Source organism: Eisenbergiella tayi, assembly GCF_001881565.1.
Classification (GTDB): Bacteria; Bacillota; Clostridia; order Lachnospirales; family Lachnospiraceae; genus Eisenbergiella; species Eisenbergiella tayi.
The window spans coordinates 95895-110276 of the sequence record NZ_MPDJ01000005.1; the positions used below are offsets into that span (position 1 = coordinate 95895).

Annotated in this window: 14 protein-coding genes; 2 read left to right on the forward strand and 12 right to left on the reverse strand. The window is 49.2% G+C overall.

The window, feature by feature from the left end; all coding sequences use genetic code 11:
* Nucleotides 1-190: 190 nt before the first annotated feature.
* From BLA28_RS18600 to BLA28_RS18635, 8 genes are all read right to left on the reverse strand, one after another.
* Entirely contained in the window at nt 191-1822 is a 1632-nt protein-coding gene (locus BLA28_RS18600; RefSeq protein ID WP_069157567.1) for an acyl-CoA carboxylase subunit beta, read from the reverse strand.
* Between the two features lie 134 nt (nt 1823-1956).
* Entirely contained in the window at nt 1957-2838 is an 882-nt protein-coding gene (locus tag BLA28_RS18605; protein ID WP_069157568.1) for an ROK family protein, read from the reverse strand.
* Nucleotides 2835-3299: a YhcH/YjgK/YiaL family protein gene (locus tag BLA28_RS18610; RefSeq protein ID WP_069157569.1), complete on the reverse strand. Its 465-nt coding sequence runs from the start codon at nt 3297-3299 to the stop codon at nt 2835-2837. The genes BLA28_RS18605 and BLA28_RS18610 overlap by 4 nt, the downstream gene beginning before the upstream one ends.
* 18 nt (nt 3300-3317) lie before the next feature.
* Nucleotides 3318-4025: an N-acetylmannosamine-6-phosphate 2-epimerase gene (locus tag BLA28_RS18615; RefSeq protein WP_069157570.1), complete on the reverse strand. Its 708-nt coding sequence runs from the start codon at nt 4023-4025 to the stop codon at nt 3318-3320.
* A 328-nt stretch (nt 4026-4353) separates the two neighbouring features.
* On the reverse strand, nt 4354-5193 hold the full coding sequence (locus BLA28_RS18620; protein WP_009256202.1) for a MurR/RpiR family transcriptional regulator: 840 nt from the start codon (nt 5191-5193) through the stop codon (nt 4354-4356).
* Nucleotides 5190-6305, reverse strand: a complete 1116-nt coding sequence (gene glf, locus BLA28_RS18625; protein ID WP_009256203.1) for a UDP-galactopyranose mutase — start codon at nt 6303-6305, stop codon at nt 5190-5192. Before glf ends, BLA28_RS18620 begins: the two co-directional genes overlap by 4 nt.
* 15 nt (nt 6306-6320) lie before the next feature.
* Nucleotides 6321-6656: a transcriptional regulator gene (locus tag BLA28_RS18630; RefSeq protein ID WP_009256204.1), complete on the reverse strand. Its 336-nt coding sequence runs from the start codon at nt 6654-6656 to the stop codon at nt 6321-6323.
* A 189-nt stretch (nt 6657-6845) separates the two neighbouring features.
* Nucleotides 6846-7697 (reverse strand): MurR/RpiR family transcriptional regulator, encoded by an 852-nt coding sequence (locus tag BLA28_RS18635; RefSeq protein ID WP_069157571.1) that lies wholly within the window; start codon nt 7695-7697, stop codon nt 6846-6848.
* 184 nt (nt 7698-7881) lie between these two features.
* Between BLA28_RS18635 and BLA28_RS18640 the strand changes: the two genes are divergently transcribed.
* Together BLA28_RS18640 and BLA28_RS18645 are read left to right on the forward strand one after the other, a co-directional pair.
* A complete protein-coding gene (locus BLA28_RS18640; protein ID WP_069157572.1) occupies nt 7882-8799 on the forward strand; it encodes a dihydrodipicolinate synthase family protein in 918 nt (305 codons plus the stop codon).
* A gap of 29 nt (nt 8800-8828) precedes the next feature.
* The gene (locus BLA28_RS18645; protein WP_069157573.1) at nt 8829-9470 is read left to right on the forward strand and encodes an SGNH/GDSL hydrolase family protein; all 642 of its coding nucleotides are present in this window, start codon (nt 8829-8831) and stop codon (nt 9468-9470) included.
* 117 nt (nt 9471-9587) lie between these two features.
* Here BLA28_RS18645 and BLA28_RS18650 read toward each other — a convergent pair whose 3' ends face one another.
* From BLA28_RS18650 to dusB, 4 genes are all read right to left on the reverse strand, one after another.
* Nucleotides 9588-11546 (reverse strand): right-handed parallel beta-helix repeat-containing protein, encoded by a 1959-nt coding sequence (locus BLA28_RS18650; protein ID WP_069157574.1) that lies wholly within the window; start codon nt 11544-11546, stop codon nt 9588-9590.
* 281 nt (nt 11547-11827) lie between these two features.
* Complete coding sequence (gene greA, locus BLA28_RS18660) at nt 11828-12310, reverse strand: transcription elongation factor GreA (RefSeq protein WP_009256209.1); 483 nt, start codon at nt 12308-12310, stop codon at nt 11828-11830.
* A 233-nt stretch (nt 12311-12543) separates the two neighbouring features.
* Nucleotides 12544-13170, reverse strand: coding sequence for a hypothetical protein (locus tag BLA28_RS18665; RefSeq protein ID WP_141702932.1), 627 nt, complete (start codon nt 13168-13170; stop codon nt 12544-12546).
* 176 nt (nt 13171-13346) lie between these two features.
* Nucleotides 13347-14321, reverse strand: a complete 975-nt coding sequence (dusB, locus tag BLA28_RS18670; RefSeq protein WP_069157935.1) for a tRNA dihydrouridine synthase DusB — start codon at nt 14319-14321, stop codon at nt 13347-13349.
* Nucleotides 14322-14382 lie beyond the last annotated feature (61 nt).

A 14382-nucleotide genomic window follows, 5' to 3' on the forward strand; every position in this document is an offset into this window, starting at 1 on the left:
TTCAACTAGCCGCTCTGTTGCCTTTCCTTACCGGAAGACATTTTTCATACATTATATTTATACCGTTTTTTATGCATAAAAGCAATGCAATTCGCTATTCTGTAGTATAAAGCACTAAATTATAAAAAAGAAGAACGTTTTTATACAGCAGTCCGTTGAAAGGCGGGAGCGCAACACATTTTTCGGCCTCTTACAGGGGAATGTTTCCATGCTTTTTCTTAGGTGCCTCTTCCTTTTTTCCGCGGAATGCTTTCAGCGCCGCAAGCAGTTTTTCTCTGGACTCCCCGGGTTTGATCACTTCATCCACAAAACCTCTGGCAGCGGCAACATAAGGATTGAGGAAGCGCTCCTCATATTCCTGGATACACTGGGCGCGCATGGCCTCCGGATCGGGAGCCGCCTTGATTTTTCTCTTGAATGCTATATTCACGGCTCCTTCCGCACCCATAACCGCAATTTCCGCGATTGGCCATGCATACACATAATCGGCTCCCATTTCCCTGGAATTCATGGCGATATATGCCCCGCCGTAAGCCTTGCGCATAATCAGGGAAATCTTGGGAACGGTTGCCTCCGAATAGGCATACAGCACCTTGGCCCCGTGGCGGATGATTCCGCTGTGCTCCTGGGCTGTTCCCGGCAGGAAGGCAGGGACATCCACCAATGTCAGGATAGGCAGGCCGAAGCAGTCGCAGAACCGGATAAAACGGGCCATTTTGTCAGATGCATGATAATCCAGGGAACCGCCCATAACCGCGGGCTGGTTCGCCACGAAGCCTACGGTTTCCCCGTCCATACGGGCAAATCCGACCACCACATTCCCGGCAAAATCCTGCTGCACCTCAAAAAAGCTTCCTTTATCCGCAATCCGGCTGATGACGTCCTTCACGTCATAAGAACGCCTGGAATTATCCGGAACAATGCTCTGCAGATCCGCGCATGGGTTATCGCCGCTTTTCTTGCTGCTGTGTATTTTCCGTCCCAGGCTGCCCACATGCTCCAGTACCTTGTTAACATTGCGGGAAAGCGCCTTTTTTTCTTCCAGTCTGATGACCGGCGCTTTTTCCTCAAAATTGGAGGGAAGATAATTCAGGAGCTTGCGCACTCCCATCAGGCATTCCCCTTCGGTATCATAAGTGAAATGGGAAACACCGCTTTTTTTCGCATGGACCTCGGCTCCGCCCAGCTCTTCCACAGTGGTCACTTCATTGATAACCGTTTTCACCACATTGGGGCCGGTTATAAACATCTTGGAGGTATCCTTCACCATGAAAATGAAATCACAGATGGCGGGCGCATAGCAGGCGCCGCCGGAGCAGGGGCCCAGAATCACCGCGATCTGGGGAATCACGCCGGAAGCCTTGGTATGGCGCAGGAACATTCCCGCGTAGCCGCTTAAGGAACTGATTCCCTCTTCGATCCTGGCTCCGCCGCTGTCATTCACACATACAAGAGGGGCTTTCATTTCCATGGCCATGTCCTGAAGACGGCAGATCTTCATGGAATGATATTCTCCGAGAGTGCCGCCGATAACCGTAAAGTCCTCGCTGGCGGCAAATACCAGCCTTCCGTCCACATAACCGTAGCCCGTTACCACACCGTCTCCCGGCACTCTTCTCTTATCCAGATCAAAATCATCGATTCTGGACTCAATGAAAGCATCGGTTTCCACAAAGGTTCCCTTGTCAAATAAAAGATCAAGCCTCTCCCTTGCCGTCAGTTTTCCGCCCGCATGCTGCTTGTCTATTTTTGACTGTCCGCCTCCTAAAAGAGCTTTCTGTCTTCTTTCGTCCAGATTTTTATTCGCCTGTTCCCAATTCATATGTGGAATCCTCCTGAATGACTCGTTTTTCTAACTATTTGAAATTATAATAATTTGATATTCAAATTATTTAAGCATTATTATAGCACGGCTGAGAAAAAGTGCAATCTTTTTTTCAGCCGTGCCGTAATTTTTTAGTGTCTTGCCATAAAATAAAAAAAAGCCCCAAGCATGCCTGCCTGGTTCCCGTTCTGCGCAAAAGCGATCCTGGTTTTCTCCCGGACTGCCGGCAGAAGATGCTTTTTAAGGCCGGCCTGTATGCGGGGGAGAAGATATTCCTTCCTGGACATGATACCTCCTCCCAGGACCACGATCTCCGGATTCAGTACATAGCAGATATTGGCGATCCCTATCCCGAGGACATCCGTCATCTCATCAATTGCCCGTATACAGCAGCCGTCTCCCGCTTCCGCCTGTTCAAAAACCCATTTCCCGTCTATATCGGCAGCAGCCAGCCCTTTTTCTCCGGCCACCCTGGAAAGCAGAGCGCCGGCGGATCCCAGATCCTGGAACATCCCGCCGGGAATATTCATATATCCCACCTCGCAGGCGCTTCCCGAAAAGCCATGATAAACCCGGTCATGAAACAGAATGGCGCCCCCGATACCGGTCCCGATGGTCAGGCATACGGCAGAAGCGCATCCTTTTGCCGCTCCGGCAAGACATTCTGCCAGCCCTGCACAGTTCACATCATTTTCCACCTCACAGGGAAGGCCGAACCTCTCTTCCATCCTTTTTTTCAAGTCGGTTCCCGCATAATCCGGTATCTGAAGGCCTGAAAAAGTAATTTCCCCTTTTTCACAGTCCACCATGCCGGCGGTGGAAATACAGATTCCGGACAGACAGTGCCTCCTTCCGGCCTCTTCGCAGATCCGCTCCAGTTTTTCCAGAATGCCCGGCCCGCCCTTCCAGGCCTCTGTCGGGATTTCGCCAGTCTCCAGGAATTTACCTTCCTCCTGCACAACCCCGTACTTCATTGCGGTTCCCCCGATATCTACACACACATATTCTTTCATTCCGCCTCCTGCCGCAGCCTGACCTTAATAACCGCCTTTCGGACATATTCCGGCTTTCCTGTACTTATTTTGGGCATATGGGCATCCTCCGGAAAGCATATGGCAAAATCCCCCTCCCCCATCAGAAATCTCACCTTCGGCTTTCCCGTATACAAGATACAGTCGCCCTCCCTGCTGTAAGCCTCCTTTACCAGAAGCTCCTCCGCAGGGGCGCAGCACAGATATTCACATCCGTCCGCCGCGATATGGATATCCAGGTAATCCCTGTGCCCCTCAAAAATTTCCCCCTCCGGCTCCGTCCAATAATCAAACCGGTTCATATAAACTTCATCGCCGTCAATCGGGTAGCTGCCGGCCTCAAAATCCATGGGGTTATTCTCCTCCAGAAAACGGATTGCCTTATCCAGGTTAGCGTACAGCCCGGCATATCTTCCTATATTTTTTAATTTTCCAAGTATCATATCAGATTCCTCTTCTTTTTATTCCTGCGCCATCGCAAGCTTATCAATCTCTTCCGTAAAGGTTCTTGTTATCACCTGCGGCCTTGTAATAATAGATCCCACCACCACGCTGTAGCAGCCGATTTCCAGAACTCTTCTCGCTTTCTGCGGGGTATTGATGTTTCCTTCCGCAATCACGGGATGATTTACCTTTTCCAGTATCTGCCTTATAATTTCAAAGTCGTTTTCTTCTATCTGCTTTCCCGCGCTCTGCTCCGTATAGCCTACAAGGGTGGTTCCCAGAAAATCAAAGCCCAGCCGATCCGCATGCAGCACCTCCTCCACGGTGGAGCAGTCCGCCATCAGAGGCTGTCCGGGATATCTGTTTCTGATTTCCTCCACGAAATCATCCAGCAGGACGCCGTCCGGACGCCTGGATCCGGTAGCATCCAGGGCTATGATATCAGCTCCCGCCTCCACCAGGGCATCCACTTCCCGCATTGTAGGAGTTATGTAAACCGGACTGTCCGCATACTCTTTTTTTACAATTCCTATTATGGGAAGCTCCACATATCTTTTAATTTCTTCAATATCTTCCCTGCTGTTAGCCCGGATACCACAGGCGCCTCCTTCCTTTGCAGCCTTTGCCATTCTTCCCATGATAAAGGAAGAGTGCAGCGGCTCATCCGGAAGTGCCTGACAGGATACAATAAGCTTCTTATATATCTGACTTATTTTCTCTGACATGTTATCCCCTTTCTTCTCACATCCACCTGATTACGGACGGCTTTTGCAACGCTCCTTCTTTTACCAAAGGATTCCATAGGTTTATTATATTAATTTCAGGTTTTTATTACAATTCACTGCGTTCCTTTAGAAATTTCAATTCAAATATTTTACGTTATGTCTTTTTAAGCCTTCATTTTTTAAGTATTTTTGGTGATTTTGTATATTTTATGTTTTTTCAATCCGCACCCGCCGCTTTTTTTATTTTGCATCCGGGCACAAAAAAAGCTGCCCGGATTTCTCCGGAACAGCAGTTTTAATCAGCCATAACCGACTGCAGCTATTCTTGCTAAAACACGATTCTGTCATTCGGCTCCTCTGCCTGGATCGCCGAAAGCGTATCCTGCAGCAATGCCGTCTTGTAGTTGGAATCCATTCCCATATAACAGCTGTAGATGATATCTGTCAATATGAGCAACGGAAACTGGGGAGAGATATTATCCCCCAGGGACAGGCCCTCAATGGACGGTATAATCAGCACATGCCGGAACAGCTCCTGAAGCTGTTTTCTGCGGTTGGATGTGATCAGAGTCACACCCACATTGCGCAGCTTTGCCGCCTTCAGCGCTCCCAGCACCTCTCTCGTCTCGCCGCTCAGGCTCATGCCGATCACCAGATCCTCCGGCCTTGCAAGAACCGCCTGCATCTGCATCAGGTGGGGATTATCGATCACCTCCACCTGGAGGCCCAGCCTCATAAAACGCAGCTTGAACTCTGATGCTGCGCAGGCAGAGCTTCCCAGTGCGAAAATAAAAACCCGTTCCGCCTTGGACAGCGACTGACAGAAAGCATTTATTTTATCCATCTCAAGCTTTCCGTTAAATCCCTGGAGAAGCTTCTGATACGTATCAAGGATTTTCTGCACCACATCATCATTGGTATATTTGGGCATATGAAAATTTATTTCATACATATACTGAAATTCCCGGTAGCCGGAAAAGCCTATTTTCTTGGCAAACCGGGACAGGGCGGTTTCAGAGACATGCAGCTGCCTGCTTAAGATTTTTGCCGAAAAATCCTGTTTTTTCTGGTTGTCCAGAAAGAAACGCGCAATCAGCTTCTCCGTATCCGTCATTTCCTGATAGTGGAGGCGTATCCTTTCCAGGATATCCTGATAATAAATATTCATAGCTCTTCCGCCACCATATCAAGGGCCGCCCTCAGAACCTTATCCATGTCATAATAGCGGTACTGCCCCAGCCTTCCCCCAAAAAGCACATTCTTTTCCTGCTGTGCCAATTCCCGGTATCCGGCATACAGCGCCATGTTTTTGTCATCATTCACGGGATAATAAGGCTCATCCCCCGGTTTCCATTCCGCAGGATATTCCTTTGTGATCACAGTCCCATGCTGTGTCCCGAATTCGAAGTGCTTGTGTTCGATAATTCTCGTATAGGGAACGGCTTCGTCGGTATAATTCACTACCGCATTCCCCTGGAAATTATCCTCATCAGGAAGCTCCTCCGTCTCAAAACGGAGGGAACGGTATTCCAGCGCTCCCAGACGGAAATCAAAATACTCATCGATCATTCCGGTATACAATACTTTATCCCATGTATCCGGAGACTGCTTTTCCCTGTTATCCCTCAGAAACTCCCTGTAGCTTATGCCGGTGCGTACTTCGGTACCCTCCAGCATTTTGGCCGCTATTGCCGTATAGCCGCCTTTTGGAATCCCCTGATAGGGATCATTGAAATAATTATTATCGTACCGGAACCGAAGGGGCACGCGCTTAATGATAAAAGCAGGCAGCTCCCTGCAGTCCCTTCCCCACTGTTTCTGGGTATATCCTTTGATCAATTTCTCGTATACGTCTTTGCCTGCCAGGGAAAGCGCCTGTTCTTCCAGATTGCGGGGTTCCCCGATATTCAGGCTGGCTATCTGGCCGGCAATTATTTTCTGTGCTTCCGCCGGTGTGCGGATTCCCCACATTTTACTGAAGGTGTTCATATTAAAGGGCAGGTTATAAAGCTCGTCCTTATACACCGCAATGGGTGAATTGATATAGTTGTTAAACTCTGCGAACTGCCCTATATAGTCCCATATTTCCTTGTCGGAGGTATGAAAAATATGGGCACCGTACTTATGTACCTGGATGCCCATACTCTCTTCCGTGTAGATATTTCCGGCAATATGGTCTCTTTTGTCAATCAGCAGGCAGCGTTTACCGCGTCCGTACATCTCGTGTGCAAAACAGGCTCCGAAAAGCCCGGCTCCCACAATCAGATAATCATAATGCATGGAATCTCTCCTTCATTATTTTGCTTTGTATTTCTTAATCTGTACAAAGTCGTCCATCAGTCCAAGGATCTTGTCCCTGCCTTCCTGGTTCAGCTTTACGTAATACTGCATTACGCGGTTTTCGAGAAGCTGCTCGCTGATGGTAGTGTCTCTTTCCAGAGAACTGAAGTCTACCGGATTCAGGTTAAGCTTGTTGCACATTTTGATAACGGTACCGTAGGCCATCCCATCAATGCCTCTTTCCAGTGCCGTCACCAGTGTGCTGTAAGGGATCTGCATTTCTAATGCAAATTGCCTTACGCTTCTGTACTGGCTTAAAATTTCTTTTTTCAAGATCTGTGCTTTGGTCATTTCAAATCCCTCCATTACCTTTTAACCCTAAGGTTTTGCATTGTTAATTGTACACTATTTACCTTTCATTTTGCAACATTTCTTTTAAAAAACAAACAAAATTTCGAATATTTTAAGAAATTGGTCATAATATACTATAAAATTGCCATAACAGCTAAAAAACTGTCAGTTGCTGTAATTTAGCGAAGATTAAAATAATTTTTCCACCACGGACCGGGAGGTAATTTCGTTGTTCCGCTTGCATTCTTCGAAATTTCTTTCGTAATATTCCTGGTATAGCATGTCCACAAGATAGAGCTGGCTCATTTTAGCCTTCATGGATCCGCCTTCCAGCGGGGCTTCGTTGGATCCGCACAGAAGTACCGCATCGCAGTATTCCGTCAGCGGGGATTTGCGGAAATGCGTGATACATACAATCTTTGCCCCGGCCTCTTTGGCAAGCTTCGCCACATGGATATTATCCTTGGTAGCGCCTGAATAGGAAAAAATAATGATCAGGTCATCCTGTGTACAAAGGGACGCCGCCATGGACTGCATATGAGGATCGGTAATGCAGCTGACCTTGTTGGTCAGGCGCAGGAATTTGTTCCTGGCCTCCTCCGCTGTCAGAAGGCTGTCTCCTATTCCGAAAAAATGGATGCGTCCGGCTGCTTCAAACATGGAAATCACCTTACTGAAGGTTTCTCTCTCCAGCAGCATATAGGTTTCTCTGATGGCGCTTATATGCTGTTCCATGATTCTCTGCGTCATGGCGCCGAAGCTGTCCTCCCGGCCTCTCCCGGCTTCGGTTCCGAAGCCTTCCGAAGCCGCCTGGCTTAAGGACAGCTTCATTTTGAATTCCTGATATCCCTGCAGCTTCATGGTCCGGCAGAAGCGGTATACGCTGGCGTCTCCCACTTCACAGGCATCCGCCAAATCCGTGATGGACATGTACAGGACCTTCTCCTGATTATCCAGCACATAATCCGCCACCTTCTTTTCGGCCCTGGTAAACTGATTGTATGATGCCTTGATTTGCAGAACGAAATTATCCTTACTCAATTTTTCTGTCTCCTCTTTCTTCTCTTTTATGCTACACCGGAAAATAGCTTTTGGCAACTTTTTTTATTATTTTTAAAATTATGAAAATATTTTTCATTTTTTCTTGTCTGTTCCTATATAAAATGATATGATTTTGTCAGAACAAAGTCAATCTTTTGCATTGGAAGGAAAAGAGGGAAAAAACATGTCAAAATATGATGTATCGCGCTTCCGCAATGTAACCGTGGCACTCAATACTCCTTTTGCCCCGAATGGCGATGTGGATCTGGCCGCTGCCAGAAAACTCACGCGCTATTATATCGAAAAGGGAGTCAGGAGTCTTTATGTATGCGGCAGCACGGGGGAAGGGTTCCTGCTGGACAGCCGGGAGAGGATGTCCGTGGCGGAGGCTGTAAAGGAAGAAGCGGGCGATGCCATGACCATTATTGTCCATGTGGGCTGCCCGGATACGAGACATTCTGCGGAGCTGGCCCGCCATGCGGAAAAAGCCGGCGCAGACGCTACAAGCGCAGTTCCCAGCGTCTATTACCGGCTGGGTGAAGAAAGTGTATACCGCCATTGGACGGCCATCACAGAGGCGGCGGATCTGCCGTTTTTTATTTACAACATTCCTCAGCTCACGGGCTTTAACCTTTCCATGGGATTATTCGGACGTATGCTTGCCAACGAGAGGGTTGCCGGAGTAAAATGTTCTTCAGAGCCCTGTCACGATATCCTCCGGTTCAAGCAGGCGGGCGGCGAAGACTTCATCGTTTTCAGCGGTTCCGACGAACAGTACCTGGCCGGCCGTCTTATGGGGGCTGACGCAGGCATCGGAGGGACCTACGGAGCCATGCCGGAGCTGTATCTGAAGCTGGATGAGCTGATTGGCCGGGAAGAGATTAAAAAGGCGCAGAAGCTGCAGATCATGGTGACTGATTTTATATACCGCCTGTGCTCCTTCCCTTCCATGTATGGCGCATGCAAGACCATCATCCGCATGGACGGCGTGGACATCGGGGAACCCCGGCTTCCATTCCTTCCCGTGGACGAAAAAGATCCTGCCATCATACAGCTTTATAAGGATATCCGCGGCGCGGTGGAAGAAACCAGAAACTGGTAAGACAATCTATTTCAGGAGAATAAGTCAGAATGAAAAAAACAATTGTAGCTTTCGGAGATTCCAATACACATGGGTACTGTTCGGAAACAGGCGGACGTTTCAGCGAGGAGGAACGCTGGCCCTGCCTTCTGGAAAAGTATCTGGGTGAAGAATACCGTGTTATGGAGGAAGGGCTGAGCGGACGGACCACTGTCTTTGAGGATCCTCTGTTTGAAGGCTTAAGCGGTCTGTCTTACATTTTTCCCTGTCTGATGACCCATGAGCCGGTGGATCTCCTGATCATCATGCTGGGGACGAATGATACCAAAGCCCGTTTTTCCTGTAACGGCGAGAACATTTCCAAAGGCCTGGAACGCCTTGTGAATAAGGCCCTTTCCATAAAAGATGCCTGGAGGAACGGCCCCAGGATCCTGATTGTGGCTCCGGCGCCCATTGAGGAAGGCTGCCTCTCCGCCCCTGTTGTGGGAGAGATGGGGCCCGACTGTGTGGAAAAGTCCCGGGAACTGGCCTTCTGGTTTGAGGATGTCGCCGCACGCACAGGCTGCAGCTTTCTGGATGCCGGAAGCATTCCGGGAATCCGTATGCATCCGAATGATTACATGCATCTGGACAGGGAAAGCCATACGCTTCTTGCACGGGCGCTTGCGGAACGGATTCCTTCCCTTTTTTAGGGACCGAGCATTCCATACGCATTCAAATAAGTTATTTCCCTAAATGGGGGAGGGATCAAAAAAGAGGCCGACGGCCTCTTTTTTGTATATCTGTTTATTGAAGCAACTCTTCCAGCCTCAGCCCCATACACGGAAACGGTTAAACCCTTCCTTCAGATCCGCAAACGCTCCGGCCGCGCTGCCGGCTTCTCTGGTATTTCCCAGATAGTCCGTATCCAGCACAACAGGGTTTCCGTCGGGATCATCGAAAGGCGCTTCCACAAGGCGCACCATTCCCAGTTTCTGTGTATCAATCACTTCCGTGGGAATGGAAAGCATTTCTTTTTCCACATTCATTTCCAGATATACGGCATCTCCTTCAGACACTATCTTCACCTGAGGATCCGCCTGGCTGATATAATTTTCTTTTTCCCGGTCAAAGGCCCCGGCTCCCTTCAGGTAAGCGTTTCCATTTATGTAAACCGGCTGCTTTACCTTCTCAAACATCTCCACATCACCGTTTCCGAGAGCCGTAACTTCTTGCACATATTCCTCCAGAGAGGTACAGCTTCCGTTATAGTCGGTGGTTCCCGCCACAGACTGCTCTGTGTAGGTCTCCGCACCGCCGATGAAAATGTTCTGGTAAATACGATCATCCCCGCCGTAAACGAGCGTAGTTCCCGCCACCTGTGTGGTGTGGGGGAAATGATAGGGAGTGGAGCGGTTGAGCACAGGCTCCCTGCGCATGGTGCCGCAGCAGAGGTTGTTCACATAAGCGCCGCCCTGGGCGATGTTGTCAAAATTGTATTCGGAGCCGAAGATATTATTGTCCACCATATAAGGGCCGTGGGTCACTTCCACCATCAAATCCCTGTCGTTGGCATAGAACAGGTTTTTGCTCACCCTGGTTCCCTGCGCCTGCCAGTCAAGCCAGGTTCCCAGCGTGCAGTTATGGATATGGTTATGGGAAATCTCCACATCGATGGCGGCATGCAGCTTGATTCCGGCGATTTCATAGCCGAAATATTCATGTTTGACGGCAATATTATAAATATGGTTATTCGTGATCTGACTGAAAACGCAGCCCATATGGCCTACCACACCGTTCTGTCCGCAGTCATGGATCACGTTGTTGCGGATGATATGGGAACCGATTTTTTCCTTGCTCCAGCCAATCTGAAGGGCGCGGAATACCGCTTCCATCTGATACTGATAGCCCGGCTTGCGGTGTCTTCTCGTGCACAGGTTATGTCCTGTGGAGGCTTCCTTGCCGATGCTTATGCCGCTGCACTTCGCATCATGTATTTCATTATTTTCAATGATCCATCCCTTGCTCCAGTGCGTTCCCAGAAGGCCGGGCTGATCGGCGGTGGGAGGCGTCCAGGGACATGCGGCCTGGGCCATTTCAAAGCCGCGCACGGTAATATAGTTCATTCCCGGCTTTTCAGGATAGAAACAGCATTTGCGCACATTGATTTCGGCCAGCTCCTCATTGGGATCGGCGCCCTGGAAATTGGCATAAATGATGGTATTTTCTTCTTCCACGCAGGCATACCACTGGTAAATGGTATCCTCCGGGCGGAGAATAGGCTCCGTGTGTTTGGTCCACGGCGGATTATATCCATGCGTGCGCATTACTGGATTCTTCACATCCTCCAGGCAGCCCGCTTCATAAAAAGACTTTCCGTTCAGATATACATCTCCCGTATGTATCTCATAGCCTTCCGGCTCATTGATGCAGGGATAGAGAAACCAGTCGCCTGTCAGCACCTCTGAATAGGGATTGTAATCCCCGAACAGGGAATTGGGCACAACGGCCTTCCATACGGTCCCTTCCGTATTCTCCCAGTTTTGGATTCTTTCCGAGCCTTTAATGACAACCTTTTCCCCTTCTGCCGCTTCATAGGTGATACGGCTTATATCGCTGTAGCCTGTATGGGCGGGCTTTACCCATTCCCTGTATTCTCCCTCATGGACAATAACCTTGTCCCCTGTCTCCGCAGCAGCCGCAGCCTTTGAAATTGTCCGGAACGGATTTTCCTTTGTCCCTTCGGCATGGTCGCAGCCGTTTACCGATACATGAAATTCTCTGTTCATTGCGTCCTCCATTCCGCCGCACAGGCGGCGTTTTATAAATAAGCAGTTCAGCTTCTGCGCCCGCAGGGCAGCCTTTCATCCCCGCATGCACAAAATCCGAATTATATACCTCAGCATACAAAAAGGAAAAGAAAAATACAATGCATTTCCTTGCAGGAATTCACCAATTCTTGCTATTATCACTCCCGTCTGCCCGCGGGAATCAAAGACAGCCGGAAGCGTGCGCCTGCTTCCGGCTGTCTTTAGGTTATTCATTCATGAAACTGCTTTTTCTGTTCTGCTTAATTGGAACGCTGGATTTCCAGCACTTTATAGGTAATGGTGCCCGCCTGGGTCTCCACTTCAACCACATCGCCCTCTTTAGCTCCGATGAGCGCTTTGCCCACGGGGGATTCATTGGAAATCTTTCCCTTCAGGCTGTTGGCCTCTGTGGATCCTACGATTTTATATTCCAGTTCTTCATTATATTCCATATCCAGGATTCTCACGCGGCAGCCGATGTTGATCTTCTCCAGATCCACTTCGTCTTCCACTACCACTTCCGCATTCTTCAGGATTTTTTCCAGTTCTTCAATTCTGGCTTCGATATCCCTCTGTTCGTCCTTGGCAGCATCATATTCTGCATTTTCGGAAAGGTCTCCCTGTTCCCTGGCCTCTTTGATTTTCTGTGCCACTTCCTGTCTTTTTACCACTTTCAGATTATGCAGCTCGTCCTCATACTTGCGAAGTCCTTCATAAGTAAGGATATTTTTCTTCTCTTCCATTTCTTTCTCCCTTTCTTAATAAATCTTTCTCGTCCGTACCTTACGGTTGATTCCGGGCAGTTCCTGCAGGGGCCGGTCAAGGTCAGCACGAGAATATGGCAATGCTTTAACTACAAGCAATGCCATATTTTCGCTGCAGGGCTCATCACACCATTTTCTACCATTTAATCATATTCCAATTTAAGCAAATCAGAAATTACATTCTTTATACAATACAATCCACCGTTTCACTTTCAGTAACGGTTCGTATTATACCTTTTTCTCACATAAGTGTCAAGGAAATTCAGGGCACTCACATAACAAATATCCTTTCTTTTCACCGAAAGGAGCCTTTCCTTTTCCGGATCAGAGGTCATATCCAGATAAAGCAGCTTCCGGGGCAGTTTTCGGAAGGGAATCCGGTATCCGGGACGCATATCTATGCATATCCCGTCATCAAAACCATGGGCGGCGGCAGTCCCCGCACAGATAACAGGCAGGCCGGCATCCTGATAAATATGGGCATAGTACGGTACTTCCTCTTCCAGGGATATCTGTATCTCTTCGTTTTCCAAAACCCGGCTTATCAGCAGCAATCCGTTCAGGGCGCCGTAATCTTCCCCCAGGAATTGCCTGAGACAGTCCGCTTCTTCCCCGATTTCTTCATAAAAGTCTTCCTTCCCGAAATCCGGCATCACCACAATCATGCTGCGGCAGGATTTCTGCTCCTTCCAGAACAGCCTCATCAGCTCCGTCTCCGGCACTCCGGGCCTCCAGGCATATATCCTCCTGATTTCAGGCGCCAGCCACAGCTGGCCGGATGAACCCGCCCATTCCAGCCATTCCGGAAGCCGTTTCTTTAATTTATCAGGCTTCTTCATCCAGTTCTCCGGAAGCATATAGAATGAAAAGCTTGCCTCTTCCTCTGCCTCCTGCCAAATGAGAGGTCTGTTTCTCTGTATAAAAAAATTCCCCAGCCCGCTCCGGACAACCGGCATCTGTGATAATGTTCCCCTGTCCCAGGGTAAAAATGCATTCACATATATCATGCTTAAGGTTATGCCGGATCGGGGCTTTTCATGCAGATAATTTCCTCCAATTGCTCCATCGTTTCCATTTCATTGATACGTTCCCGCAGTCTTGCGGAATGAGGATAGCCGGCCGTATACCAGCACACATGCTTTCTCATCTCCCGGACAGCCGTATATTCTCCTTTATATTCCTTCAGCAGGGCGGCATGGCGCAGCATCATCGTCCGCACCTCCTCCATGGAAGGCCTGGGGAGCAGCTCCCCCGTTTCCAGATAGTGGATGGTCTGCCGGAAAATCCATGGGTTTCCCCTGGCGGCACGCCCGATAAGCACCGCGTCACAGCCGGTTTCCCTGAGCATCCTTTCTGCGGATTCCGGCCCGGTCACATCCCCGTTTCCGATAACCGGTATGGTTAACGCTTCTTTTACCCTTCTGATGATATCCCAGTCGGCGCTGCCTGCATAATACTGCTCCCTGGTGCGTCCGTGCACCGCCACGGCCGCGGCCCCGCTTTCCTGGGCAATACGGGCAATTTCCGCCGCATTGACATGCTCCCCGTCAAAGCCTTTTCTGATTTTTACCGTTACCGGCTTCTTAACGGCTCCGGCAACGGCGGATATGATTTTCCCCACGAGCACCGGATTCTTCATGAGAGCGGATCCTTCCCCATTATTTACCACCTTGGGGACGGGACAGCCCATGTTGATATCCAGGATGGAAAATGGCCTTTCTTCAATTCTTTTGGCCATCTCCGCCATCAGCTCCGGATCGGATCCGAACAGCTGAAGGGATACCGGACGCTCCTTTTCATGGATTTCCAGAAGGCTTTCCGTATTTTTATTCTTATAATAAATGGCTTTGGCACTCACCATTTCACCGCATACAAGGCCCGTTCCCATCTCCCTGCAGAGCAAACGAAATGGCAGGTCTGTTACGCCTGCCATGGGTGCCAGAAAAACCTGGTTTTCCAAAGTCACATTTCCAATCTGTATTTTTGCCATTCCCGTTTCCTGTTTTTTGCACTCCTGAATCACGTTCTTACGGCCAACGCAGTATATACGA